21 protein-coding genes are annotated in these 24,763 nt (G+C 70.4%); 19 read left to right on the top strand and 2 right to left on the bottom strand.

The features are described from left to right. Positions 1–86 precede the first annotated feature (86 nt). The 14 genes from pyrR (at position 87) to ABEA62_RS01500 (ending at position 16,175) form a co-directional block, all read left to right on the top strand. On the top strand, positions 87–614 hold the full coding sequence (gene pyrR / locus ABEA62_RS01435; RefSeq protein ID WP_345378290.1) for a bifunctional pyr operon transcriptional regulator/uracil phosphoribosyltransferase PyrR: 528 nt from the start codon (positions 87–89) through the stop codon (positions 612–614). Positions 615–616: 2 nt separating this feature from the next. Further along, entirely contained in the window at positions 617–1,570 is a 954-nt protein-coding gene (locus tag ABEA62_RS01440) for an aspartate carbamoyltransferase catalytic subunit (protein ID WP_286215928.1), read from the top strand. A gap of 8 nt (positions 1,571–1,578) precedes the next feature. Further along, positions 1,579–2,871, top strand: a complete 1,293-nt coding sequence (locus ABEA62_RS01445; RefSeq protein WP_425557944.1) for a dihydroorotase — start codon at positions 1,579–1,581, stop codon at positions 2,869–2,871. Then, positions 2,868–4,013, top strand: coding sequence for a glutamine-hydrolyzing carbamoyl-phosphate synthase small subunit (gene carA / locus ABEA62_RS01450; RefSeq protein WP_286215929.1), 1,146 nt, complete (start codon positions 2,868–2,870; stop codon positions 4,011–4,013). The genes ABEA62_RS01445 and carA overlap by 4 nt, the downstream gene beginning before the upstream one ends. Continuing rightward, complete coding sequence (carB, locus tag ABEA62_RS01455) at positions 4,013–7,306, top strand: carbamoyl-phosphate synthase large subunit (protein ID WP_286215930.1); 3,294 nt, start codon at positions 4,013–4,015, stop codon at positions 7,304–7,306. The genes carA and carB overlap by 1 nt, the downstream gene beginning before the upstream one ends. Positions 7,307–7,379: 73 nt before the next feature. After that, positions 7,380–8,243, top strand: coding sequence for an orotidine-5'-phosphate decarboxylase (gene pyrF / locus ABEA62_RS01460; protein ID WP_286215932.1), 864 nt, complete (start codon positions 7,380–7,382; stop codon positions 8,241–8,243). 3 nt (positions 8,244–8,246) lie between these two features. After that, positions 8,247–8,561 carry an integration host factor, actinobacterial type gene (gene mihF, locus ABEA62_RS01465; protein ID WP_286215933.1) on the top strand — a complete coding sequence of 105 codons (315 nt, stop codon included), beginning with the start codon at positions 8,247–8,249 and terminating at the stop codon, positions 8,559–8,561. Further along, positions 8,558–9,112: a guanylate kinase gene (gene gmk, locus ABEA62_RS01470; protein WP_286215934.1), complete on the top strand. Its 555-nt coding sequence runs from the start codon at positions 8,558–8,560 to the stop codon at positions 9,110–9,112. Before mihF ends, gmk begins: the two co-directional genes overlap by 4 nt. A gap of 36 nt (positions 9,113–9,148) precedes the next feature. Continuing rightward, positions 9,149–9,415 carry a DNA-directed RNA polymerase subunit omega gene (gene rpoZ, locus ABEA62_RS01475; protein ID WP_345378178.1) on the top strand — a complete coding sequence of 89 codons (267 nt, stop codon included), beginning with the start codon at positions 9,149–9,151 and terminating at the stop codon, positions 9,413–9,415. 3 nt (positions 9,416–9,418) lie between these two features. Next, a complete protein-coding gene (gene coaBC, locus ABEA62_RS01480; protein ID WP_286215937.1) occupies positions 9,419–10,672 on the top strand; it encodes a bifunctional phosphopantothenoylcysteine decarboxylase/phosphopantothenate--cysteine ligase CoaBC in 1,254 nt (417 codons plus the stop codon). 44 nt (positions 10,673–10,716) lie between these two features. After that, entirely contained in the window at positions 10,717–11,883 is a 1,167-nt protein-coding gene (metK, locus tag ABEA62_RS01485) for a methionine adenosyltransferase (RefSeq protein ID WP_286215938.1), read from the top strand. Positions 11,884–11,912: 29 nt separating this feature from the next. Next, positions 11,913–13,856 carry a primosomal protein N' family DNA-binding protein gene (locus ABEA62_RS01490; RefSeq protein ID WP_345378181.1) on the top strand — a complete coding sequence of 648 codons (1,944 nt, stop codon included), beginning with the start codon at positions 11,913–11,915 and terminating at the stop codon, positions 13,854–13,856. Between the two features lie 40 nt (positions 13,857–13,896). Next, positions 13,897–14,832, top strand: coding sequence for a methionyl-tRNA formyltransferase (fmt, locus tag ABEA62_RS01495; RefSeq protein WP_286215941.1), 936 nt, complete (start codon positions 13,897–13,899; stop codon positions 14,830–14,832). Next, positions 14,829–16,175, top strand: a complete 1,347-nt coding sequence (locus ABEA62_RS01500) for an RsmB/NOP family class I SAM-dependent RNA methyltransferase (RefSeq protein WP_286215942.1) — start codon at positions 14,829–14,831, stop codon at positions 16,173–16,175. Before fmt ends, ABEA62_RS01500 begins: the two co-directional genes overlap by 4 nt. Before the next feature lie 44 nt (positions 16,176–16,219). On the opposite strand, the gene ABEA62_RS01505 is transcribed toward ABEA62_RS01500, so the two are convergent. Further along, positions 16,220–16,660 (bottom strand): hypothetical protein, encoded by a 441-nt coding sequence (locus ABEA62_RS01505; protein ID WP_286215944.1) that lies wholly within the window; start codon positions 16,658–16,660, stop codon positions 16,220–16,222. 62 nt (positions 16,661–16,722) lie between these two features. Continuing rightward, complete coding sequence (locus ABEA62_RS01510) at positions 16,723–17,694, bottom strand: glycoside hydrolase family 113 (RefSeq protein ID WP_286215945.1); 972 nt, start codon at positions 17,692–17,694, stop codon at positions 16,723–16,725. Between the two features lie 143 nt (positions 17,695–17,837). On the opposite strand from ABEA62_RS01510, the gene ABEA62_RS01515 reads away from it, so the two are divergent. The 5 genes from ABEA62_RS01515 to ABEA62_RS01535 all read left to right on the top strand — a co-directional run bounded on the left by ABEA62_RS01515 (position 17,838) and on the right by ABEA62_RS01535 (position 24,759). Further along, entirely contained in the window at positions 17,838–18,899 is a 1,062-nt protein-coding gene (locus ABEA62_RS01515; RefSeq protein ID WP_286215946.1) for a LacI family DNA-binding transcriptional regulator, read from the top strand. 165 nt (positions 18,900–19,064) lie between these two features. After that, complete coding sequence (locus ABEA62_RS01520) at positions 19,065–20,402, top strand: ABC transporter substrate-binding protein (RefSeq protein WP_345378184.1); 1,338 nt, start codon at positions 19,065–19,067, stop codon at positions 20,400–20,402. Positions 20,403–20,483: 81 nt separating this feature from the next. Beyond that, complete coding sequence (locus ABEA62_RS01525) at positions 20,484–21,437, top strand: carbohydrate ABC transporter permease (protein WP_345378186.1); 954 nt, start codon at positions 20,484–20,486, stop codon at positions 21,435–21,437. Then, positions 21,434–22,252, top strand: coding sequence for a carbohydrate ABC transporter permease (locus ABEA62_RS01530; protein ID WP_286215949.1), 819 nt, complete (start codon positions 21,434–21,436; stop codon positions 22,250–22,252). The genes ABEA62_RS01525 and ABEA62_RS01530 overlap by 4 nt, the downstream gene beginning before the upstream one ends. After that, positions 22,249–24,759 carry a glycosyl hydrolase 2 galactose-binding domain-containing protein gene (locus tag ABEA62_RS01535; protein WP_345378188.1) on the top strand — a complete coding sequence of 837 codons (2,511 nt, stop codon included), beginning with the start codon at positions 22,249–22,251 and terminating at the stop codon, positions 24,757–24,759. The genes ABEA62_RS01530 and ABEA62_RS01535 overlap by 4 nt, the downstream gene beginning before the upstream one ends. Positions 24,760–24,763: the final 4 nt, after the last annotated feature.

Consider the following 24,763-nt stretch of genomic DNA (forward strand, 5'->3'; position numbering starts at 1 on the left):
GGGTAGGCTTGCCGTCACAACCCAGACATCCTTTAAGGACCGTCCTGCGAGGCGGGGAAGGAGGTCGCCAGGTGACTGGCACCATCATGGGCGAGGCGGATATCGCCCGAGCCCTCACGCGCATCGCCCACGAGATCGTGGAGCGCAACGACGGCGCAGCATCGATCGTCCTGCTGGGGATTCCCACGCGTGGACTGCCGCTGGCGCATCGGCTGGCCGCGCGCATCGCGCAGGTCGAGCCCGGCTTCGAGGCCGAGCACCGCTGCGGAGCGCTCGACATCACCATGTACAGGGACGACCTGTTCAAGAACCCCACGCGAGCGATCGGCGTGACGTCAGTCCCCGCAGCCGGCATCGACGATGCCGTGGTGGTCCTGGTCGACGACGTCTTCCACACCGGGCGCACCATCCGGGCCGCACTCGACGCGATCCGCGACCTTGGCCGGCCCGCCGCCGTGCAGCTCGCGACCCTGGTCGACCGCGGACACCGCGAGCTTCCCATTCGCGCCGACTACGTGGGCAAGAACATCCCGACCGCCCGCTCGGAGCGCGTGGACGTGCGCCTCGAGGAGATCGACGGCGAGGACGCCGTGATCTTGCGGAAGGGGGAGTGAGCATGCGTCACCTCCTGAGCACGCGTGACCTCTCTCGCGAGGACGCGATCACGCTTCTCGACACCGCCGGACAGATGGCCGCCACCCAGGAGCGCGAGGTGCGCAAGCTCCCCACGCTGCGCGGCAAGACCGTCGTCAACCTCTTCTTCGAGGACTCGACCCGGACGCGCATCTCGTTCGAGGCGGCCGCCAAGCGACTGAGCGCGGACGTCATCAACTTCTCCGCCAAGGGCAGCTCCGTGAGCAAGGGAGAGTCGCTCAAGGACACCGCCCTCACGCTTCAGGCCATGGGCGCCGACGCCGTGGTGGTCCGCCACTGGGCCTCCGGCGCGGCGTATCAGCTCGCGCACGGCGGCTGGCTCCACGGCAGCGTCCTCAACGCGGGGGACGGCACCCACCAGCACCCCACGCAAGCGCTGCTCGACGCCTTCACGATGCGCCGCCACCTGGTGAGCGACCCCACGGGGGCGGACCTCGCTGGCCTCACCGTCGCGATCGTGGGCGACGTCCTGCACAGCCGCGTCGCGCGCTCGAACGTCTACCTGCTTCACACCCTGGGTGCGCGCGTGGTGCTGGTCGCGCCGCCCACCCTGGTTCCCGTGGGCATCGAGCCGTGGCCGTGCACCCTGGTGCACACGCTCGACGAGGCACTCGAGACGCACGAGATCGACGCCCTCATGATGCTGCGCGTCCAGCGCGAGCGCATGACGGGAGGCGGGTTCTTCCCGAGCCCCGGCGAGTACACGCGCCTCTACGGTCTCGACGCCGACCGCATGTCGCGACTACCCGACCACGGCATCGTCATGCACCCCGGTCCCATGAACAGGGGCCTCGAAATCTCGGCCGAGGCCGCCGACTCGTCACGCTCCGTGATCGTCGAGCAGGTCGCGAACGGCGTTGCCGTGCGCATGGCCGCCCTGTATCTGCTGCTAGCCGGAGAGGAGGGCGCCTCGTGAGTCGCCCCATCGTCATCCAGAACGCTTCCCTCTACGGCGACACCGTCGCGACCCTGGTGGTCGAGGACGGCGTCATCACCGCGGTCGACTCCGACACGCGGCCCGAGGGGGCGGTCGTGATCGACGCCACCGGGCTGGTCGCGCTGCCCGGGCTCGTCGACCTGCACACCCACCTGCGCGAGCCGGGACGCGAGGACGCCGAGACGATCGAGACCGGCTCCCGCGCCGCGGCGCGCGGCGGGTGGACCGCAGTCCACGCGATGGCGAACACCACCCCCGTCGCCGACACGGCGGGCGTGGTCGAGCAGGTGTGGAGCAGGGGACAGGAGATCGGGCTGGTCGACGTCTACCCCATCGGCGCCGTCACCGTGGGCCTCAAGGGCGAGCACCTGTCCGAGATGGGCGCGATGGCCCACTCGAAGGCCCGCGTGCGGCTCTTCTCCGACGACGGCGTATGCGTCTACGACCCCGTCATCATGCGCCGCGCTCTCGAGTACGTGAAGGCCTTCGACGGCGCCGTGGTCCAGCACGCGCAGGACCTGCGCCTCACCGAGGGCGCGCAGATGCACGAGGGCGAGGTGTCCGCCGAGCTCGGCCTCGCGGGCTGGCCCGCCGTCGCGGAGGAGTCGATCGTCGCGCGTGATGCGCTGCTCGCCGAGCACGTGGGCTCGCGCGTGCACGTCCAGCACCTGTCGACCGCAGGCTCGGTGGAGATCATCCGCTGGGCCAAGGGACGCGGGATCAATGTCACCGCCGAGGCGACTCCTCACCACCTGCTCCTCACGCACGAGGAGGCGCGCACCTACGACCCCCTCTTCAAGGTCAACCCGCCGCTGCGCACCCAGACGGACGTCGACGCCCTGCGCGCCGCCGTCGCCGACGGCACCATCGACATCATCGCGACCGACCACGCCCCGCACGCGAGCGAGGACAAGGACTGCGAGTGGGCCGCCGCATCGTTCGGCATGCTCGGGCTCGAGACCGCGCTCGGAATCGTGCAGAAGGTGCTGGTCGACACCGGCGCCGCCACGTGGCGCGACGTCGCGCGACTGATGTCGGAGGCCCCCGCGCGCATCGGCAGCGTCGACGACGCACACGGCCGCCCGCTCGCCGCGGGCGAGCCGGCAAACATCACGCTCGTCGACCCGCGGGCCGCGTGGACCGTCCGTCCCGAGGACCTCGCCTCGCGTGCCCGCAACACCCCGTACGGCGGCATCGAGCTGCCCGGCCGCGCCGTCATCACGCTGCTGCGCGGCGTGCCCACCCACCTCGACCCCCGTTTCGAAGGAGCGTTCGCATGAGCGAGGCCACCCGCGCCGTCTTGGTGCTCGAAGACGGCCGCACGTTCGAGGGCCGCCCGTATGGCGCCCTCGGCGAGACGCTCGGCGAGATCGTCTTCAACACCGGCATGACCGGCTACCAGGAGACTCTCACCGACCCGAGCTATCACAAGCAGATCGTCGTGATGACCGCGCCGCACATCGGCAACACCGGCGTCAACGACGAGGACGACGAGTCGCGCCGCATCTGGGTCGCCGGCTACGTCGTTCGCGACCCCGCGCGCCGGCCGTCCAACTGGCGTGCGCAACGCTCCCTCGACGACGACCTGGTCGCGCAGGGGATCGTGGGCATCTCGGGGATCGACACCCGTCAGCTCACGCGCATTCTGCGCACCGCCGGCGTGATGAGGGCCGGGATCTTCTCGGGACGGGCGCTGGGGAGCGACGATGCCCCGGTCGCCGTGGAGGACCTGGTGGCCCGCGTGCGCGGGGCGGCCGAGATGAAGGGCGCCCACCTCGCGGACGAGGTGACGACCGCCGAGCCGTACACCGTGCCCGCGCAGGGAGACGAGAAGGCTCACGTGGTCGCCGTCGACCTGGGCATCAAGGCGATGACGCCCGAGCAGATGTCCCAGCGCGGCATCCGGGTGACCGTGGTGCCCTCCTCGACCACGGCATCGGCGATCCTGGAGATGAAGCCGGACGGCGTGTTCTTCTCGAACGGACCCGGCGACCCCGCCGCCGCGGAGCGCGCCGTCGCGACGCTGCGCGAGGTGCTCGACGCGAAGGTGCCCTTCTTCGGCATCTGCTTCGGCAACCAGATCCTGGGCCGCGCGCTCGGATACGGGACGTACAAGCTAGCGTTCGGCCACCGCGGCATCAACCAGCCCGTGATGGACCGGACGACCGGCAAGGTCGAGATCACCGCGCACAACCACGGCTTCGCGGTGGACGCCCCGCTCGACGGGGAGTCCGACTCTCCCGCGGGCTACGGTCGCGTGCGCGTGAGCCACGTGTGCCTCAACGACGACGTCGTGGAGGGGCTCGAGTGCCTCGACCTGCCGGCGTTTTCCGTCCAGTACCATCCCGAGGCCGCGGCGGGACCGCACGACGCCTCGTACCTCTTCGACCGCTTCCTCGACCTCATGAAGGGTGACCGCTAGTGCCCCGGCGCGACGACATTTCCTCCGTCCTCGTCATCGGCTCCGGCCCGATCGTGATCGGCCAGGCCTGCGAGTTCGACTACTCCGGCACCCAGGCGTGCCGCGTCCTCAAGGCCGAGGGGATTCGCGTGATCCTCATCAACTCGAACCCGGCCACGATCATGACCGACCCCGAGTTCGCCGACGCGACCTACGTCGAGCCGATCACGACCGAGGTCATCGAGCGCGTGATCGCCAAGGAGCGCCCTGACGCGCTGTTGCCCACGCTGGGCGGACAGACCGCGCTCAACGCCGCGATCGCTGCCGCCGAGGCGGGCATCCTCGAGAAGTACGACGTCGAGCTGATCGGCGCGAACCTCGAGGCGATCCACCTGGGCGAGAACCGCGAGCTCTTCAAGGGAGTGGTCGAGCGCTGCGGCGCGGACTCGGCGAAGTCCGTGATCTGCCACACGATGGACGAGTGCCTCGCGGCCGCCGAGGAACTGCAGTACCCGGTCGTGGTGCGCCCGTCCTTCACGATGGGCGGGCTGGGTTCCGGCTTCGCGTACAACGAGGAGGACCTGCGCCGCATCGCCGGTGCCGGTCTGCATTATTCGCCGACCACCGAGGTGCTCCTCGAGGAGTCGATCCTGGGGTGGAAGGAGTACGAGCTCGAGCTGATGCGCGACAAGCACGACAACGTCGTGGTCGTGTGCTCGATCGAGAACGTCGACCCCGTGGGCGTGCACACCGGAGACTCCGTGACGGTCGCGCCGGCGCTCACGCTGACCGACCGCGAGTACCAGCGCATGCGCGACGTGGGCATCGCGATCATCCGTGAGGTGGGCGTCGACACCGGCGGCTGCAACGTGCAGTTCGCCGTCGAGCCCGAGACGGGCCGACTGATCGTCATCGAGATGAACCCGCGCGTGTCGCGCTCCTCCGCGCTGGCCTCCAAGGCGACGGGCTTCCCGATCGCGAAGATCGCGGCTCGCCTCGCGATCGGCTACACGCTCGACGAGATCCCGAACGACATCACCGGCTCGACCCCCGCGAGCTTCGAGCCCACCCTCGACTACATCGTCGTGAAGGTCCCGCGCTTCGCGTTCGAGAAGTTCCCCGCCGCGGACCCCGTGCTCACGACGACCATGAAGTCCGTGGGCGAGGCGATGAGCCTGGGCCGCAACTTCACGGAGGCGCTGGGCAAGGCGCTGCGCTCGATCGACAAGAAGGGCATGAACTTCCACTGGGACGGCCCGGTGCCGTCGGGAGCGGCCCTCGAGGAGTTGCTGCGCGAGATCGCGGTGCCCACCGAGAAGCGCTTCGTGCAGGTGCAGCAGGCCCTGCGCGCCGTCGAGGCGGGCACCATCACGCTCGACGACGTCTACCAGTCGTGTCGCATCGACCCGTGGTTCCTCGACCAGATGCTGCTCATGAACGAGGTCGCGACGCGGGTCGCGAGCGCCGCCGACCTCACGGCCGAACTGCTGCGCGAGGCCAAGTCGCACGGCCTGGCCGACACCCAGATCGCGGCCCTGCGCGGCCTCGAGGTGGGTGACGTCTATCGACTGCGCGGCGAGCTGGGAGTCCAGCCCGTCTTCAAGACCGTCGACACGTGCGCCGCGGAGTTCGAGGCGAGCACGCCGTACCACTACAGCTCGTACGACGTCGAGGATGAGGTCCGCCCGCGAGACCGCGAGGCGATCCTGATCCTGGGGTCCGGCCCCAACAGGATCGGTCAGGGCATCGAGTTCGACTACTCGTGCGTCCACGCGGCCCTGACGCTCAAGGACCGCTACGAGACCATCATGGTCAACTGCAACCCCGAGACCGTGTCCACCGACTACGACACCGCGAACCGCCTCTACTTCGAGCCGCTCACGTTCGAGGACGTCATGGCCGTCTACCACGCCGAGCTCGCCGCGGGTCCGGTGAAGGGCGTGTTCGTGCAGCTGGGCGGGCAGACGCCCCTGTCGCTCGCGCAGCGCCTTGCCGATGCCGGGGTGCCGATTCTGGGCACGTCGCCCGAGGCGATCGACAACGCCGAGGACCGCGCGGCCTTCGGCCGCGTGCTGGAGGCCGCCGAGCTGCCCGCTCCGGCCTACGGCACCGCGCACGGCATCGACGAGGCCGTCGAGATCGCGGAGCGGATCGGCTACCCCGTGCTCGTGCGCCCGTCCTATGTGCTGGGCGGCCGCGGCATGGAGATCGTGTACTCGCAGGAGCAGTTGCGCGACTACGGCACGCGCATGGGTGACGTGGGCGATCACGCGACCGACGCGCCGCTGCTGGTCGACCGCTTCCTCGACGACGCAATCGAGATCGACGTCGACGCGCTGTTCGACGGCGAGGAGCTCTTCCTCGGCGGCGTGATGGAGCACATCGAGGAGGCCGGCATCCACTCCGGCGACTCGGCCTGCGTGCTGCCGCCGTTCTCGCTGTCCGCCGCGGAGCTCGCGCGCATCCGCACCTCGACCGAGGCCCTGGCCAGGGGCATCGGCGTCCGGGGACTGATGAACGTGCAGTTCGCCTTGGTTTCGGACATCCTCTACGTCCTCGAGGCGAACCCGCGTGCCTCGCGCACCGTGCCGTTCGTCGCGAAGGCCACGGGCGTGGCGCTGGCAAGCGCGGCGTCCGAGGTCATGGCGGGGGAGTCGATCGCGTCGCTGCGGGCGCGTGGCGTGCTTCCCGAGCACGACGCGAGCGTGATCGACATGACGCAGCGCATCGCGGTCAAGGAGGCGGTGCTGCCCTTCAAGCGCTTCCGCACGCACGAGGGGATCGCGGTCGACTCCGTGTTGGGCCCCGAGATGCGCTCGACCGGCGAGGTGATGGGCTTCGACGAGACCTTCCCACTCGCGTTCGCGAAGTCCCAAGCCGCGGCGTTCGGCGGGCTGCCCACCGGCGGCACGGCCTTCGTGTCGATCTCCGACCGCGACAAGCGCTCGATCACGTTCCCGATCGCGCGGCTGCGCCAGCTGGGCTTCGAGATCCTCGCGACCGAGGGCACCGCCCAGGTCCTCCAGCGTATGGGCATCCCCTCGACGGTGGTGCGCAAGAACTCGCAGGGACGCGGCCCCAACGGCGAGCCGACCATCGTCGACCTTATTCACGAGGACAAGGTGGACCTGGTTATCAACACCCCGTCCGGTCAGGGCGCGCGCGCCGACGGCTACGAGATCCGTGCTGCCGCGACCGCGGCCGACATCGCGATCGTGACCACCACGCAGCAGCTCGCGGCCGCCGTGCTCGCGATCGAGGCGCTGCAGGCGGGGCCGTTCGACGTGCTGAGCCTTCAGGACGCGGCACGTTGACCCAGCGAGGCCTCAACATCGCAGGTAGAGTAGCAATGGCAGGCCGGTCCCCGCGGCCTCAAAGGAGGAAGCGATGACGTTTGGTGCCCGTCTCGCGGCCGCGATGGACGCGCACGGCCCGCTGTGCGTGGGCGTCGATCCGCACCCCGGACTGCTCGCGCAGTGGGGGCTTCCCGACACCGCATCGTCCCTCGTGACCTTCGGCGACGCCGTGCTCGAGGCGAGCACGGGCGCCTGTGCGGCGATCAAGCCCAACGCCGCGTTCTTCGAGCGCCACGGCTCGGCGGGTGTCGCGGCGCTCGAGCAGCTGCTCGGGAGGGCGCGCGAGGTGGGGCTGCTCACCATTCTCGATGCGAAGCGGGGCGACATCGGCTCCACGATGCAGGGCTACGCGGACTCGTATCTGCGGCCCGGCGCGCCGCTCGAGGCTGACTCGGTGACGGTGTCGCCGTACCTCGGCTTCGGGTCGCTTGCCCCGGCGTTTGAGCTCGCCCAGGAACACGGCAAGGGAGTCTTCGTGCTGGCGCTCACCTCTAACCCCGAGGGGGCGGAGGTCCAGCACGCCATCGCGCCGGACGGCAGAGCCGTCGCGGCCGTGGTCGCCGACTCGGCGGCCGCGCTCAACAGCGGTGCCAGTCCGATGGGAAGCGTGGGCCTCGTGGTCGGCGCGACCGTGGGAGACGCGGTGCAGCGTCTTGGCATCGAACTCGACCGGGTCAATGGCCCGCTCCTGTCGCCCGGCGTGGGTGCGCAGGGCGCGGGTGCGGCAGAATTGTCCCTGGTCTTCGGGAACGCGAGGGGTTGCGTGCTCGTCAATCAGTCGAGGGGTGTGCTTCAGGCAGGCCCCATCGTCGAGAAACTCCGTGAAGCCGTCGTTGCGGCGGCCGCGGACGTGACAAGCATCCTGCGCGAGTCGCAGGTCGAGCGGAAGGGATAGGCCATGGCCACCCCGGAACTTACCGATGAGCAGCGCGCGGCCGCGCTGGTGAAGGCGACCGCGGTGCGCTCCGCGCGCCGCGTGTTCAAGGAGGAGCTGACGCGCGGAGAGATGAGTCTCGCCGAGGCGATCCGCCGCGCCAAGGCGGACGATGCCCTCGCCGGCATCCGCGTGCGCGATCTCCTGCAGTGCCTGCCCGGCATCGGCCCCAAGCGTGCGCAACTGGTGATGGAGGACATCGGCATCTCCCTCGCGCGGCGCATCCGCGGGCTGGGCCAGCACCAGGTCGAAGCCCTGCTCGAGCGCGAACGCAGGTGAGCCGACTCGTCGTCCTTGCCGGCCCGACCGCGGTCGGCAAGGGGACGGTCGTGCGCGCGCTGCGCGCCATGGCACCCGAGGTTTACGTCTCGATCTCCGCGACGACCCGCGACCCTCGCCCCGGCGAGACTGACGGCGTGGACTACCACTTCCTCGACGCGGATGACTTCACGCGGCGCGTCGAGGCGGGCGAGTTCCTCGAGTGGGCCGTGGTTCACGGGGTCAACCGCTACGGAACCCTGCGCGGGCCGGTGGACGACTGCCTGGCGTCGGGACGCCCGTGCCTGCTCGAGATCGACCTGCAGGGCGCGCGCCAGGTGAAGGAGACGATGCCGGACGCGCACTTCGTCTTCCTCGCGCCTCCCTCGTGGGAGGAGCTTGTCGTTCGGCTGGTCGGGCGCGGCACCGAGGGCGAGGAGGAGCGGGAGCGCCGCCTCGTGACCGCGCGGGAGGAGATGGCCGCCGCCGGAGAGTTCGATCAGACGATCATCAACGACACCGTCGAGCGCGCCGCGGCCGAGCTCCTCTCGGTGGTCCGCGCGACCGGGTAGAATACCCGGAGTCTTTGCACAACTAGAGGAGTGATTGTGGCCGGAACCGTTGCGAACCCCGAGGGCATCACCAACCCCCCGATCGACGAACTGCTGGCGAAGGTCGACTCCAAGTACGCCCTGGTGATCTACGCGTCCAAGCGCGCGCGCCAGATCAACTCGTATTACGAGGCGCTCGGCGAGGGCCACTTCGAGAACGTGGGCCCGCTCGTCGAGGCCGACACCACCGACAAGCCCCTGTCCGTGGCCCTGCGCGAGCTCAACCAGGGCAACCTGCTGGAGCTCGGCGACTCCGAGAAGTAGCGCATGCGCGTCCTCCTGGGCGTCACGGGCGGGGTCGCGGCCTACAAGGTCGCCATCGTGCTGAGGCGCCTCAAGGAGGACGGCCATGTGGTGCGCGTCATCCCGACGCGCGCGTCCCTCGAATTCGTGGGGCGCGCGACGTGGGAGGCGCTGTCGGGGCTGCCCGCGACGTCGGACACCTTCGAGAACGTGCCCGCGGTCGAGCACGTGAGGCTGGGCCAGCAGGCGGACATCGTGCTGGTGGCACCCGCGACCGCTGACTTCCTCGCGCAGCTCGCCCACGGCGAGGCGCGCGACCTGCTGGGTAACGCGCTTCTTGCGACGCGCGCACCCGTCGTGGTCGCGCCCGCGATGCACACCGAAATGTGGGAGAAGGCGTCGACCCGGGCCAACGTCGAGACCTTGCGCGCGCGCGGCGTCACGGTGATCGAGCCCGCGGTCGGCCGCCTCACCGGTCCCGATTCGGGGCCCGGACGCCTTCCCGAACCGGAGGACCTGGTCGCGGCGCTATACGCCGTCGCTGAGGGCGCCGTCCCCGCCGAGGCCCGTGCCCCCGAGGCGGGAATCCGCGGTGCGTGGGGAGACCTCTCGGGGCTGAGCATCGTCATCACCGCCGGGGGCACCCACGAACCCCTCGATGCCGTGCGGTTTCTGGGCAACCGTTCGACAGGCCTGCAGGGCTTCGCCCTCGCCGAGGCGGCGCGCGAGCGAGGCGCGACCGTCACCGTGATCGCCGCGAACGTCGCCCTGCCGCTGGGCGAGGGGATCACGCGCGTCGATGTCGAGACCTCCGCGGAGCTCGCCGAGGCCGTGCGTGGCGTCGATTCGGACGTCGTCATCATGGCCGCGGCCGTGGCCGACTTCAGGCCGCGCGCGATCGCCGCCACGAAGATCAAGAAGGACGGCACGGGCGGGATGACTCTCGAGCTCGTCGAGACTGAGGACATCCTCGCGTCGCTGGTGCGGGACGCGACTCAGGGCCGCACCGTCGTGGGTTTTGCCGCGGAGACGGGGGACGATGCGGCCTCGGCTCTCGACCACGCGCGCGCGAAGGCGCGTCGCAAGGGGGCCGATCTCCTGGTCTTCAACCCCGTCGGCGGGGGCCGCGGGTTCGGGGACGTGCCCAACGAGGTGACGATGCTCGATGCCGAGGGAAACGAGGTCGGACGGGCCACTGGTTCGAAGCTTGCGGTGGCGCATGCGGTGCTCGACGCGGTGCTGGCGGTGCGCACGGAGAGCGGCGTCCGCGGCGACTGACGCGAGGCGGGGCGGCGTCGGCGCCCGCCAGTATGCTGGCGGCCATGACTTCGTTGCGCTTGTTCACGTCCGAATCCGTGACCGAGGGCCACCCCGACAAGATCTGCGACCAGGTCTCGGACGCGATCCTCGACGAGATGCTGCGCCAGGATCCGCTGTCGCGCGTGGCCGTCGAGACCATGGTCACCACGGGACTCGTGCACGTCGCGGGCGAGGTCAGCACCGAGGCCTACGTCGACATCCCCGGCACCATTCGCAGTGTCGTCAACGGCATCGGATACACGTCCTCGCGCGTGGGCTTCGACGGTGACTCGTGCGGCGTCTCCGTGTCGATCGGCGAGCAGTCGCCCGACATCTGGATGGGCGTGGGCCACGCGACCGACTCCGACTCCGGCGAGCTCGGCGCGGGCGACCAGGGCCTAATGTTCGGCTACGCGTGCCGCGACACGCCCGAGCTCATGCCGCTTCCGATTCACCTCGCGCACGCGCTGACCGCCCGGCTGGCCGAGGTCCGCCGCTCGGGTGAGGTCGAGGGCCTGCGCCCCGACGGCAAGGCGCAGGTCACGATCGGCTATGACGGCGACACCGCCGTCACCGTCGACACGGTCGTGGTGTCGACGCAGCACGCCGAGTCGTGGGAGACCGGGACCCTGCGAGGCGCGATCGAGGAGAGCGTGATCGCCCCCGTGCTCTCTCGCTACGCGCTCGACGCGAGCGCCCACCGCTCGCTCATCAACCCCACGGGACGCTTCGAGATCGGCGGACCCGCGGGAGACGCGGGACTCACCGGCCGCAAGATCATCGTCGACACGTATGGCGGCATGGCGCGCCACGGCGGCGGCGCGTTCTCAGGCAAGGACCCCTCCAAGGTGGACCGCAGCGCCGCGTACGCGATGCGCTGGGTCGCCAAGAACGTGGTCGCGGCGGGACTCGCCGGCCGCTGCGAGGTGCAGGTCGCGTACGCGATCGGCACCGCGCACCCCGTGGGCCTCTACGTCGAGACCTTCGGCACGTCGACCGTGCCCGACGAGAGCATCGTCGCCGCGATTCGCGAGGTCTTCGACCTGCGCCCCGGCGCGATCATCGACGCGCTCGACCTGCGCCGCCCCGTCTACCGCCAGACCGCCGCGTACGGCCACTTCGGCCGCGAGCTCGCCGACTTCACGTGGGAGCGCACCGACCGCGCCGACGCGCTGCGGAGCGCGGTATAGACCTCACCGCGCCCCGCACTGTCGCGCAGGTGTGCGTCGACAGTGCCCAGCCGCACCTCGACCGGCCGTTCGACTACTCGATTCCCGACGCGCTGCGCGGCGTGGTCGACGTCGGGTCGAGGGTGCGCGTTCGCTTCGCGGGGCGGCTCATCAACGGTGTGGTGACCGCACTGTCCGACTCGAGTGACTTCGAGGGGACGCTGGCCCCGATCCACTCGAGCTCGGCCATGCCCTCGTACACGGCGGACGCGATCGCGTTCGCGGGCCAGGTGGCGCGCCGCTACGGCGGCGGGCTGTGGGACGTCCTGCGGCTCATGGCGCCGCCTAGGGTCGCTGCCGTGGAGAAGAGGGACTGGTCGGGCGTCGATCACGACGAGCAGGCCTATGCGCTCGCTCACGAGGCGCTTGCCGAGGAGGCCGCGGCGGTGGCGCTGGACGATGCCTCGCTCGCGGCGGGCGCGCGCCTCGTGTGGGAGGCGGTGCCCGACCCGTCCCGGCGCCACGGGCTCCCGATCGACGCGCTGTTGTCTCCCGCGGCTGCCGTCGCGGCGCGTGGCCAGACGGCGCTCGTCATCCTGCCCGACGCGCGTGCTCTCGCCGCGGCGGGCGACGCCCTGGTCCGCGCGGGCCTGTCGCGATGGAATGCGCGCTCGGGCGGACACTTCGCGGTGGTGCACGCTGAGGACGGGCCCGCGGTGCGTTTCGGCAACTACCTGGCGGCGATGACGGGCCACGCACGCATCGTGCTGGGCACGCGCCCCGCCGCGCTGCAGCCGGTCCGGGGCCTGGGACTGCTGGTGATGTGGGACGAGGCCTCGAACGTGTACGAGGACCCCCACGCGCCCTACCCCCACGCCCGGACGGTCGCGGCAATGCGAGCCGACGAGGCTGGCGCGGGCATGCTCCTCGCGGGCTACGCGCCCAGCGTCGAGGCGATGGCGCTGGTCGCGCACGGATGGGCCGAGCGCGCCGACGTCCCGCGCGCTCTCGTGCGCACCTCGACCCCGCTCATGACGGTGATCGACGATCAGAAGCGCGAGGCCGAGGGCGCGAGCGGCTGGCACTGGATGCCCGGCTCCGTGTGGAGGGGGGCGCGCGATGCCCTCGCGAGCGGCCCCGTGGGGATCGTCGTGCCCCGCGCCGGCTACGTACGCGCCACGGCGTGCGCGCGTTGCGGCGAGTGGTCCTCGTGCACCGCGTGCGGTGGTCCGTTGCGCAAGGAGTCCGCGACGGCGACGCTGAGGTGCGGCGAGTGCGACACCCCGCACCCCGACTGGCACTGCCCCGAGTGTCATTCCGCGGCGACCAAGCAGCTGCGCCAAGGGGTCGAGCGGATCGCCGAGCAGGTGCGGGCGATGGCAGGTGACGCGCCGGTCGCGCTGTCCGCCGGGGCCGTGGGGACGCTTCCGGACGGAGCGGTGGATGAGGGATTCGTCGTGGCAACGCCCGCGGCGTTGCCCGCGGTGGCGGGCGGCTACGCGAGGATCGTCATCGTGGGCGCGGACGTTCCCGCCGGAGGGGGACTGGGCGCGGAGCTGCAGGCCCTGCGGTGGTGGCTTGGCATCGCGGCCCTCGCGAGGCCGCGCGGTGAGCGCGGAGAGGTGGTCGCGGTGGGACAGCTGCCGCCGGCGGTGCGCGACCCTATGGTCGCGTGGACCGGAGCCGAGGCCGCGTGGGACGCATACGGCGAGCGTGCGGACCTGGGGCTACCTCCGATGCGACGCGCGATCCGGCTGTGGGGAGACCCCGCCATCATCACGCTCGCGCTTTCGGAGCGGGTCGAGGGAGAACGCCTCGTGCGCCACACCGAGGTCGCGATCGTGCCCGCAAAGGACGGGGTGTTCCTGCTCGTCACGCGCAGGGCGGCGCAGTCCGTCGTGGACGCGTTGAGGCGCCGCCAGCAGGACCTCTCGCGAGCCGGCGAGGGAGAACTGCGCCTGCGGGTCGACGCGCCCCTCGAGCCGGTCTCGTAACGCGAAGCCGGCCCCGGCATCGTCCCCCTACGATGGTCCGATGCGCCTGATCTTCGCCGGAACCCCCGAGATCGCCGTCCCGACCCTGGCCGCGCTCGAGGACGCGGGCCACGACATCGTGGCCGTGCTGACGCAGCCGGATGCCCCCGGACGCAGGGGACGCACGCTGCACCCGTCCCCGGTCAAGGTCCACGCGCTCGAGCGCGGGCTGGACGTGTGGACCCCCGAGAAGGCCTCGGCACCTGAAGTCGTCGAGCGCGTGCGCGCACTCGACGTGGACGCGGCCGCGGTGGTCGCTTACGGCCAGATCCTGCGTCCCCGGTTGCTCGAGGCGGTGCGTCTCGCGTGGGTCAACCTGCACTTCTCGGTGCTTCCCGCCTGGCGAGGTGCCGCGCCGGTCCAGCGCGCGATCATGGCGGGCGACGACGTCACGGGCGCGACGACGTTCATGCTCGAACGCGGGCTGGACACGGGACCCGTGATCGGGACGCTGACCGAGCGCATCCGTGCCACGGACACCGCAGGCACGCTCCTCGACCGGCTCGGCGTGCTGGGCGCGCCCCTCATGGTGGACTCCCTCGCGGCACTCGACGCGGGCACGGCTCGGCCCCTCGCTCAGCCCGACGACGGCGTCAGCTACGCCGACAAGCTCACGCGCGAGGACGCGTACGTGCGCTGGGACCTCGCCGCTCACGTGGTCGACCGCCGCATCAGGGGCTGCACGCCCGCGCCCGGCGCCTGGACCACGCTGCCGGACGGCTCGGTCGCGAAGCTGGGGCCGGTGTCGCCCCGGCCGCAGCGTGCGCGGACCGTGCCCGGCCAGCTGCGGGAGGAGGCGGGCGAGGTGCTCGTGGGCACGGGAACGGAGCCCGTCGCGTTGGGATGGATCGCCCCCGCGGGCAAGAAGCCGATGCCGGCCGCCGACTGGTGGCGCGGCGCACGCCTGGGCGAGGGCGCTCAGTTGGGTGAGGCATGAGCCGCGCGCGCGACGTCGCGTACGCGTGCGTGATGTCTGCGTCCACCGAGGGCGCCTACGCGAACCTCATCATGCCGTCGCTGCTGCGCAAGGCTGGCCTCGACGGTCGTGACGCGGGATTCGCGACCGAGCTCGCCTACGGCGCGCTGCGGATGCGAGGCCTCTACGACGCGATCATCGCTCATGCCTCGCGACGCGATCCGCGCGACCTCGACCCCGAGCTGCGCGTCGCGCTGTGGCTCGGTGCCCATCAGGCCCTCGCCATGCGGGTGCCGCCGCACGCCGCCGTGAGTGAGACGGTCGACCAGGTGAGGCGCGAGCGCGGCGCGGGTGCCGCCAAGCTCGCCAACGCCGTGATGCGGCGCGTCACCGAGCGCGACGCCGAGCAGTGGATGTCGGTGGTCGCGTCCGGCACCGGTCGCGATGCGATGGCGGTGAGGCACTCTCATCCCGCGTGGGTGGTCGAGGAGCTCGAGCGTGCGCTCGCCGAGGACGGCCGGGCGGGCGAGATCTCCGCGCTGCTCGACGCCGACAACTCCCCGGCCCGGGTGACGCTGGTGGCGCGCCCCGGACTCGTCGACAGGGATGACCTCGCGCACGAGGCGGGCGGCGAGGCGGGGGAGTACTCGCCCTACGCGGTCGTGATGTCCGGCGGGCGGCCGGGCGACCTGAAGTCGGTCGCGGACGGCACCGCCGCGGTGCAGGACGAGGGAAGCCAGGTGGTCGCCGCCGCTCTCGCGAGCGTGCGCGAGGCGGAGCCGGGCGAACGGTGGCTCGACATGTGCGCGGGACCCGGCGGCAAGGCGGCCCTCCTCGGCGCCCTCGCCGCGGAGCACGGCGCGTTCCTTGAGGCGCTCGAACTGCATCCTCACCGCGCCGAGCTTGTACGCGGCTCGATCAAGGCTGTCCCCGACGGCACCGTGACCGTGCGCGTCGCGGATGCCACGGACTTCGGCGAGGACGGCGCATACGACCGCATCGTGCTCGATGCCCCATGCTCGGGCCTCGGCGCGCTGCGCAGGCGGCCCGAGTCGCGCTGGCGACGCCAGCCCGAGGACCTCGAGGAGCTGGTGCCGCTCCAGCGCGCCCTGCTCGCCAACGCGGAGCGGCTGCTCGCGCCCGGTGGGGTGCTGGCGTACATCACGTGCTCGCCGGTGGTCGCCGAGACCCGCGACGTGGTCGCAGGGTCAGGGCTGCGACAGCTCGACGCACGAGAGGCGGTGGCTCGCGTGACGGGCACGACCGCGCGCATGTGGGGAAGCGGCCCGCACGTGCAGTTGTGGACCCACGTGCACGGCACGGACGCGATGTTCCTCGCGCTCCTCGAGAAGCCCGCCTCCTGAGGCGCCGGCTACCCCGCGGCTTATCCCGCGTCGTACCCCGCTTCTTACCCCGCCGCGCGGCGCACGAGGTCGCGCAGGCGCGTCTCGACCTCGTCCGTCATGTCGACCACCGCGAAGGCGGTGGCCCACATCGGCCCGTCATCGAGACGCGCGTCCTCGTTGAAGCCGACCGAGCCATACCGGGTGCCAAACTTCGACGCCGGCTGGTAGAACACCACGACGGAGCCGTCGCGCGCGTAGGACGGGAAGCCGTACCACGTCTTCGGCTCGAGGTGAGGGGCCTCCTCACCGACGATCACGTGGAGGCGCGACGCCACCGCGAGGTCGACGCCCTCGAGCGCCTCGATCGCCGCGATACACGCCTCGTACTCCTTGGCACGCTTGGCGGCGCCCTTGAGGCCCTTCGAGGACCGCAACTCCTCGGCGCGCTGGCGCATCGCGGCCCGCTCCGCCTCGCTGAACCCCTGCGGTGACGCTTCAGTCATGGTGAACCCTCCGCGGGCATCGTGCCACGAGCGCGCGTGGCGCGCTACGCGCGCGCGTGGCGCTATGCGAGCGGGGCCGCGAAGTGCCTCGCGACCACCGCGGCACCCGCCTTGCCGAACATGCAGTAGTCGTCGTTGAGGGCCGCCTCCTCACGCGCGTACAGCGCGGGCGGCCAGTCCCACAGCGCGACCCCACGCACCCATGCGCGTCCCGCAAGCGCGGTCAACATCTCGTCGAGGTAGGCTGCCTGCGCGTGTTCATCGGGGACGCCCACCATGTTCCAGTCGTTGGGCCGCGCTGGGGAGGTGTCGCGGCTCGGGCAGCCCGCCTCGAGGAAGACGAACTCCCGATCGTGGCGCTCGACCACGGGTTCGATGCGGGAGAGGTGCTCATCCCACGTGCCGGTGGGGTAGTAGCCGGATGAGCTGAGGACGTCGACCGCATCCCACCATGCGAGGCGGTCCTCTTGGTACTTGTCGCAGTTGTAGGTGATGGGCCCCGAGTAGACCTCGCGCACGCGGGCCGCGAGTGACCTCCACCTGTCCTCGCGTGCATCCGCACGCACCATCTCGCAGCCGATCGAGAAGAGGTCGGCGCCCAGCTCCTCGGCGAGCGCCGCGTGATGAAGGATGTATGCGTCGTACGAATCAAACCACTCGTCCCACGTGGGCTCGCCTGGCACGTCCCGATCGAAGAAGCCGATGTGGGCGCGCCACGTGCCATCCGCGACGTTCACGGTGGGCTTGAGGCACACGCGCAGGCCCAGCTCGCGCGCATGTGCGGCGGCCGCTCGAATCTCGCCATCGGTGAGGCTCGGCGCCTCCTGCCACCGGATCGTGGTCGACTGAGCGGTGTCTTGCAGCGCCGCATACGCGAGCACCACCCACGTGGGTCGGACCTCCAGCATCGCCTCCATCGAGGCGCGCGCCGCCGCGGTGGTCCACGTGCCGCGCACGCCCGTCCACCCCCAGGTCATCGCTTGGAAGGGCCCGGGCGGCAGGGTGCGGGGGCTGGTGACGGCGGTCGTGGACATCGGTGTCTCCTTGCTGGCGTGTTGCGCACACCTTAATCGATTGAGAACGATGCGGCGCGCCGCCGCCCCCGCGCACGTGGGCGCCCGATATGGTGGTCCCCGACACAAATCGAGGGCGTGCGCCCTCGCCGAGGAGGTGGGGCATGGCGGCCCGCAAGGCTCAGACCCGTCCGACGATCGCCCTGATCGCCGAGCGCGTGGGTGTCTCGCCTGGTGCCGTCTCGTATGCCCTCAACGGGAGACCCGGGGTCTCGGACGAGACGCGCGCACGGATCCTCGAGGTCGCGCGTGAAGTGGGGTGGGTGCCGAGCACCGCGGCGAGGGCCCTGCGTGGCGGGGGAGCGGCCACGGTCGGCCTGGTCATCACGCGCGAGCCGCAGATGCTGGGCATTGAGCCGTTCTTCATGTCCTTCATCGCGGGCATCGAGCAGGTCATCTCCGAGCAGGGCTTCGCGCTCCTGCTGCAGGTGACGCCCGATCCCGCGCGCGAGACCGCAACCTACCGAGAGTGGTGGTCGGCGCGACGCGTCGACGGCATCTTTCTCACGGACCTCACGGTCGACGATCCTCGTCTCGCGATCCTCGAGGACATCGGATTGCCCGCGGTCGTCGTGGGTGACCCGGCGTACGCCGGAGGACTGACCGCCGTCGGATCGGACGATGCCGGGGCGGCCGAGCAGGCCGTCGCGCGGCTCGCGCAGCTGGGCCACCGGCGCATCGCGCACGTCGCGGGCCCCGAGAGGTTCGTGCACACGCTTCGGCGCAGCGAGGCGATGCGCGCCGCCGGCGGGCGACTGGGCGTCGAGATCGTCGCGGAGATCCACACCGACTACACGTTCGACGACGGGGCCCGTGCCTGCGGCGCGCTGCTCAATCTCGAGCGCCGCCCCACAGCGATGGTCTTCGACAACGACCTCACCGCGCTCGGGGCACTGCGAGCGGCGCGCACCCGCGGCGTCGACGTCCCCCGCGACCTGTCGCTTCTCGCGTGGGACGACTCCCCTCTGTGCAGCCTCACGGAGCCGCCGCTCAGCGCGCTGAGCAGGGACGTGGCGGCCTACGGGGCCGAGGCGGCGCGTGCGCTGCTTGCCACCGTCAAGGGCCACGACGGAGCGCTTGCCTCCTCGATCAGCATCGCGACCCTCGTGGATCGCGGATCGCTCGGCCCGGCGCCGCACGACGTCGTCGCCGACGCCGCGTCGTAACCAGTTGTCCGGGAGTCAGACCTTCTCGCGACGGCCACTGTAACGATTAAGTAACAACGACTGCCGGTAAGGGCGACTCTGCGACTTAATCGATATAGTTGCGAGTGCCGCAGACGCGGTGCCTCCGCGATGCGGCGGTAGGCAGGTCCTGACAGGAGAACATCAATGAAGATGCGCAATGTGGCCGCGTTCGCGGCGACCACGGGCCTCATGCTCACGCTCGCGGCGTGCAGCGAAGGCTCCAGCACCCCCGAGGGGTCGTCCACGGGGGGCGCCTCGGGTGCGACCCTTGAGGGCGACATCACGTTCCTCACCAACCGCACTGACCTCCAGGAGAACGGCACGTTTGACGAGTACGTCGCGACGTTCCAGGAGGAGTACCCCCTGATCAACGTCAACGTCGAGGGCATCACCAACTACGCCGACGACGTCCGCACGCGCATGAGCACCCCCAACGGCTACGGCGACGTGCTCATGATTCCCGCCTCGGTTCCCGCCGAGGAATTCCCGACGTTCTTCGAGCCGCTCGGCACGGTGGACGAGCTCTCGGAGACCTACCGATTCCAGGCTCCGGCGAGCTTCGACGGCACGCAGTACGGCATCGCGCTCGGCGGCAACGCCAACGGCGTGCTGTACAACACCGCGGTGTGGGCCGAGGCAGGCATCACGGAGATGCCGACCTCGTCCGAGGACTTCCTCGCGGCGCTGCAGAAGATCGCGGATTCGACCGACGCCATCCCGCTGTACACCAACTACAAGGACGGTTGGCCGCTCGGGGGGCAGTGGTTCGCGAACGTCGGCGCGGTCTCGGGCAACGTCGAGGCGCAGAACGAGATGATCCACGATGAGTCGCCGTGGGTTGAGGGCAAGGACGCGTACGTGATCGACTCCGTGCTCTACGACGCGGTCGCTGCCGGCCTCACCGAGCCCGACCCGCTCACCACCAACTGGGAGCAGTCGAAGGGCGACTTCGCGACCGGAAAGATCGCGACGATGGTGCTCGGCTCGTGGGCGATCTCGCAGTTCCAGGCCGCAGCGACCGACGCGGGTGCTGACCCCTCGAACGTGGGCTTCATGGCCTGGCCGGCCACTGCGGAGGACGGCGTGCAGTACGCGACCATCGGTGGCGACTACAACCTCGCGATCAACGTGAACTCCTCCCACAAGGAGGCGGCGCGCGCGTGGATGGACTTCCTGCTCGAGGACTCGGGCTTCACCGACGACCAGGGCATGATCTCCGCGCTCATGACCGCGCCGCTGCCCGCCAACCTCGCCTCCCTCGAGGAGAACTCGGTCGAGCTCATCGAGGCAGCGCCCGCACCTGCGGGCGAGGAGGGACTGCTCAACCAGATCGCGGACACGTCCAAGGTCGACGTGTGGGGCAACCTCTACCGTCAGCAGCTGGTCGACGTGGCCCGTGGTCAGGCCGACGGTGACAAGGACTCGTTCTTCGCCGACCTCAACGCCCGCTGGGCCGAGGCCGTGCAGGAGCTCGCGTCCTGATCTGACGCCTCCGGCGCCTGCGGGCATCCCGCGGGCGCCGGGGGCCGCCTCACTCACCCCCACTCATCCTCGAGGAGCATCATGTCGGTCACGGCGAACGGTTCGCTGCGCGCGGGCGTCCCGGACACCCAGGACTCGGTCAGGGAGCGCCCACCGCGCCCCCGCAAGGGTTGGTTGTTGAGCAGGCTCACGCCGTATCTCTTTGTCGCGGTGGCGGTGGGACTGCTGGTCCTGCTCACCTACATCCCCGCGGCCAACATGATCTGGTACAGCCTCAACGACTGGACCGGATTCGGTCCCGTCGACGACTTCGTGGGCCTCGACAACTACGTCGCGGTCTTCACCGACCCCGCCATCTTCGGCGTGTTCGGCGTGAGCCTGTATTACTTCGCCGCATCGTTCCTGCAGATGGGTCTCGCGCTGTACTTCGCTACGTTGCTGAGCTTCAACACGAAGTTCTCGAGCTTCTTCCGCGGCATCCTGTTCTTCCCCTACCTCATGAACGGCGTCGCGATCGGCTTCGTCTTCCTCTACCTGTTCCAGCCGGGCGGCACGCTCGACACCGTCCTCGCGTGGTTCGGGATGGCGGAGACCCCCCAGTGGCTGGGTGACGCCTCGATCGCGAACTACTCGCTGGCGGGGACCTCGGTGTGGCGGTACACCGGCCTGAACTTCGTGCTCTTCCTCGGCGCGATCCAGTCGATCCCCGGCGACATCTACGAGGCCGCTGATCTCGACGGCGCGAACCGCTGGCAGCAGTTCAAGCACATCATCTTCCCTGGCATCCGACGGATCATCGGGCTGTCGTTCATTCTTGCGGTGGCGGGCAGCCTGTCCGTCTTCGAGATCCCTTACATCATGACAGGCGGCGCCAATGGCACCTCGACCTTCGTGATCCAGACCATTCAAACCGCGTTCCAGTTCCGGCAGGTCGGGCTCGCGTCGGCGATGGCCGTCGTGCTGCTCGCGATCGTGCTGTTCGTGACCTGGGTCCAGCGGAAGTTCTTCCCCGACGAGAAGGTGGACCTCACGTGAAGCGCACGCTTGCCAGCACATTCAAGTACGCGTCGCTCGTCGGCGCCGTGGTCGTGGTGCTCCTGCCCCTCGTGGTGGTGGTGTTCGCCAGCTTCAAGACCAAGGAGGAGTACGCGAACTCCGGTCCGCTCACTCCGCCCACCAACTGGCTCAATTTCCAGAACTTTATCGACGCCGCCGTCAAGAGCGACATGGTGTCCGGCCTCATCAACACGTCAATCGTGCTGGCGATCTCGCTCACGGGCACGATCATCATCGGCACCATGGCGGCCTACGCCGTGGATCGGTTTGACTTCCGTGGCAAGAAGTTGGTGATGGGCATGTTCCTGGTCGCGACCCTCATCCCGAGTGTGACCAGCCAGGTCGCGACGTTCCAGATCATCTCCGGCCTGGGCCTGTACAACACCAAGGCCGCGCTGGTGCTGCTCTTCATGGGCACGGACATCATCGCGATCTACATCTTCATCCAGTTCATGCAGTCGATCCCCGTCGCTCTCGACGAGGCCGCGATGATCGACGGCGCCAACCGCTGGACCATCTACTGGCGCGTGATCCTGCCGCTGCTCAAGCCCGCGATCGCGACCGTGGTGATCGTGAAGGGCATCGCGATCTACAACGAGTTCTACCTTCCCTTCCTCTATCTGCCATCCGAGGGCCTGATCTCGACATCGCTCTTCAGATTCAAGGGCCCCTATGGGGGGCAGTGGGAGCTCATCACCGCGGCCACCGTGCTGGTCGTGATTCCCACCGTGATCGCCTTCGTCCTCCTGCAGAAGTGGATCTACCGAGGACTGACCCAGGGAGCCGTCAAGTGAACCCCGATCGCACGCTCGCGCCAGCAGCGCCCACCACGGAGCGCGCGGCACACTCGGAGTGGACGCTCCACCTCGTGGACCCGGCACCTGACGCCCCTGTGGCTGCCGTGCGGGCCCTCTCGCGCGGGATCCCTACGCGTGTTCCCGGCAGCGTGCTGGGCACGCTCATCGACGCTGGACTCGCCACCGACGTCACGGTCAACGGCACCGAGGAGCAGGTGGCCTGGGCCGCCGCCTCGACGTGGGCGTACCGGACGTCGATTCCCAAGCGCGGGGACGGTGCCCACGTGCGCGTCGTGTTCGAGGGCATCGACACGATCGCCACCGTCACGGTCGACGGCAATGCCGTCCTCGAGGCGGACGACATGTTCCACCGCTGGGTCGTCGATCTGGGCAGGGACGATGCTCCGGGTGCCTGGGACGTCGAGGTCGAGTTGCGCCCCGCCGAGCCCGTCGCGCGGGCCGCGGAGGCGGTCGCGCCCCTGCCGCGCGCCGACATGTACGAGATCCCGTTCAACCAGGTGCGCAAGATGGCGTGCTCGTTCGGCTGGGACTGGGGACCGACGACGATGACGGCCGGCCTGTATCGCGGGGTTCAGGTTGAGCGCGAGGGTGCGGGGCGAATCCTGCGGACCCTGCTGAGCCCCACGTGGCGCGGCGGCGCGGTGTTGGGTGACGGTGCCGTGCTGCGCGGAAGCGTCGTCGTCGAGGGTGCGGTCGACCGCGTGGTGGTGCGCGTGAGCGCGCCGGGGGAGGAGCCTCCGCTGCTGCAATACGTGGCGTCGGTCGACACCGCGAGCGTGTCCTTCGAGCTCGAGGTTCCCGGCGCGTCGCGGTGGGACGTGAGGGGCCGCGGCGAGCAGCCGCTCTACGACGTGAGCGTCGAGGCGATCGGCGCGCACGGTGAGGCGATCGACGCGGCCGCGCGCAGGGTGGGCTTCCGTGCGGTGGCACTGGTCCAGGAGCCGGATGCCGCGGGGCGCCGCTTCGAGATCCACGTCAACGGCGCGCGCGTCTGGGCACGCGGATTCAACTGGATCCCTGCGGATGTGCTTCCCGAGCGGGTCACGCGAGAGCGGGTGAGGTCGCTGGTGGCGGAGGCGGCCGCCACGGGCGCGACGATGCTGCGGGTGTGGGGCGGCGGGATCATCGAGTCGGACGACTTCTACGACGCGTGTGACGAGCTCGGCATCCTCGTGTGGCAGGACTACTCGTTTGCGTGCGCCGCGTACGCGGAGGATGAGGACCAGGTGGCGCGCGTGCGCCGCGAGGTCGAGGATGCCGTGGTCCGCGTCGGTCATCGTGCGTCGCTCGCGCTGTGGTGCGGATGCAACGAGAACCTGTGGGGCTACGAGGACTGGGGCTGGAAGGAGAAACTGAACGGCGCAGGATGGGGCGCCCACCTGTACCACGACGTCATCCCCGGCGTCCTGGCCGCGCTCGACCCGCATCGTCCCTACATCCCCGGCTCGCCGTTCTCGCCCGATCCCGACCGCCACCCCAACGACGAGACCCAGGGCACCACCCACCACTGGGACACGTGGAACCAGCTCGACTACGTCCACTTCGAGGACAAGCGCTCGCGCTTCGCGTCCGAATTCGGATGGCAGGCGCCGGCCTCGTGGGCGACGCTCGTCACGGGAATCGGCCACGAGCCGACGAGCGGAGCGGATCCCGACCTGCAGCGCCTGCAGAAGCATCCCGAGGGCGCCGCCGCGCTCGACCGCGCTATTGCCGATCACGTCCCGCACCCGCCTACGGACGGCCGCGGCTGGTACCTCGCGACTCAGTTGGTGCAGGCGCGCGCACTCCGCGCCGCGATCGGACGCTTCAGGAGCCTGCACGACACGTGCTCGGGCGCCCTGTGGTGGCAGCTCGACGACTGCTGGCCGGCGATGTCGTGGTCCGTCATCGACGCGGCGGGACGGCGCAAACTCGCGTGGTATGCGGCCGCCGAGGTGATGGCGGCGCGTGCCGTGATCACCACCGCGGACGGCGACCCGCATGGGCTCACCCTCGTCAACGACGTGCCCGAGGCATGGCAGGTCACCGGACGGCTGGCGGTGGTGGATGAGCGAGGAACCATCCTTCACGAGGACAGGCTCGACGTGACGGTGCCCGCCGACGGTCACGCCGTGGTGCGACCGACCGTGGTGCCGGCCGGCGCCGCGGCAATCGTGGTCGACGCCGGAGAGCTGCGCGCCGCACGGTGGATTGTTCCCGACCTCGCGCTCTCCCACCCCGAAGCCGCTCTCGAGATCGAGGCGGTCGAGGTCGCTCGCGGGCGCGTCGACATCGCGGTGAGGGCCGAGTCCCTGGTGCGCGACCTCGTGATCCTCGCGGAGACGGAGCCCGGCCTCGGGGACGCATGCGCCGACCGCCAACTGGTTCTCCTCCTGCCCGGCGAGCGCGCTACGCTCACCGTGCGCGGCGAGGGCGTGGAGGCCCTCGACCCGTCGCGGTGGGCGTGCCTGCTCGCGGCGGGGACGGCGCTCAGGATCTCGTAGGAGC

The sequence above is a fragment of the Demequina sediminis genome (genome assembly GCF_039545075.1).
Classification (GTDB): Bacteria; Actinomycetota; Actinomycetes; order Actinomycetales; family Demequinaceae; genus Demequina; species Demequina sediminis.

Coding starts and splice junctions, on each gene's coding strand:
- pyrR (WP_345378290.1), top strand. CDS start 87: ATGGGCGAGGCGGATATCGCCCGAGCCCTCACGCGCATCGCCCACGAG.
- ABEA62_RS01440 (WP_286215928.1), top strand. CDS start 617: ATGCGTCACCTCCTGAGCACGCGTGACCTCTCTCGCGAGGACGCGATC.
- carA (WP_286215929.1), top strand. CDS start 2,868: ATGAGCGAGGCCACCCGCGCCGTCTTGGTGCTCGAAGACGGCCGCACG.
- pyrF (WP_286215932.1), top strand. CDS start 7,380: ATGACGTTTGGTGCCCGTCTCGCGGCCGCGATGGACGCGCACGGCCCG.
- mihF (WP_286215933.1), top strand. CDS start 8,247: ATGGCCACCCCGGAACTTACCGATGAGCAGCGCGCGGCCGCGCTGGTG.
- coaBC (WP_286215937.1), top strand. CDS start 9,419: ATGCGCGTCCTCCTGGGCGTCACGGGCGGGGTCGCGGCCTACAAGGTC.
- metK (WP_286215938.1), top strand. CDS start 10,717: ATGACTTCGTTGCGCTTGTTCACGTCCGAATCCGTGACCGAGGGCCAC.
- fmt (WP_286215941.1), top strand. CDS start 13,897: ATGCGCCTGATCTTCGCCGGAACCCCCGAGATCGCCGTCCCGACCCTG.
- ABEA62_RS01500 (WP_286215942.1), top strand. CDS start 14,829: ATGAGCCGCGCGCGCGACGTCGCGTACGCGTGCGTGATGTCTGCGTCC.
- ABEA62_RS01505 (WP_286215944.1), bottom strand. CDS start 16,660: ATGACTGAAGCGTCACCGCAGGGGTTCAGCGAGGCGGAGCGGGCCGCG.
- ABEA62_RS01510 (WP_286215945.1), bottom strand. CDS start 17,694: ATGTCCACGACCGCCGTCACCAGCCCCCGCACCCTGCCGCCCGGGCCC.
- ABEA62_RS01515 (WP_286215946.1), top strand. CDS start 17,838: ATGGCGGCCCGCAAGGCTCAGACCCGTCCGACGATCGCCCTGATCGCC.
- ABEA62_RS01520 (WP_345378184.1), top strand. CDS start 19,065: ATGAAGATGCGCAATGTGGCCGCGTTCGCGGCGACCACGGGCCTCATG.
- ABEA62_RS01525 (WP_345378186.1), top strand. CDS start 20,484: ATGTCGGTCACGGCGAACGGTTCGCTGCGCGCGGGCGTCCCGGACACC.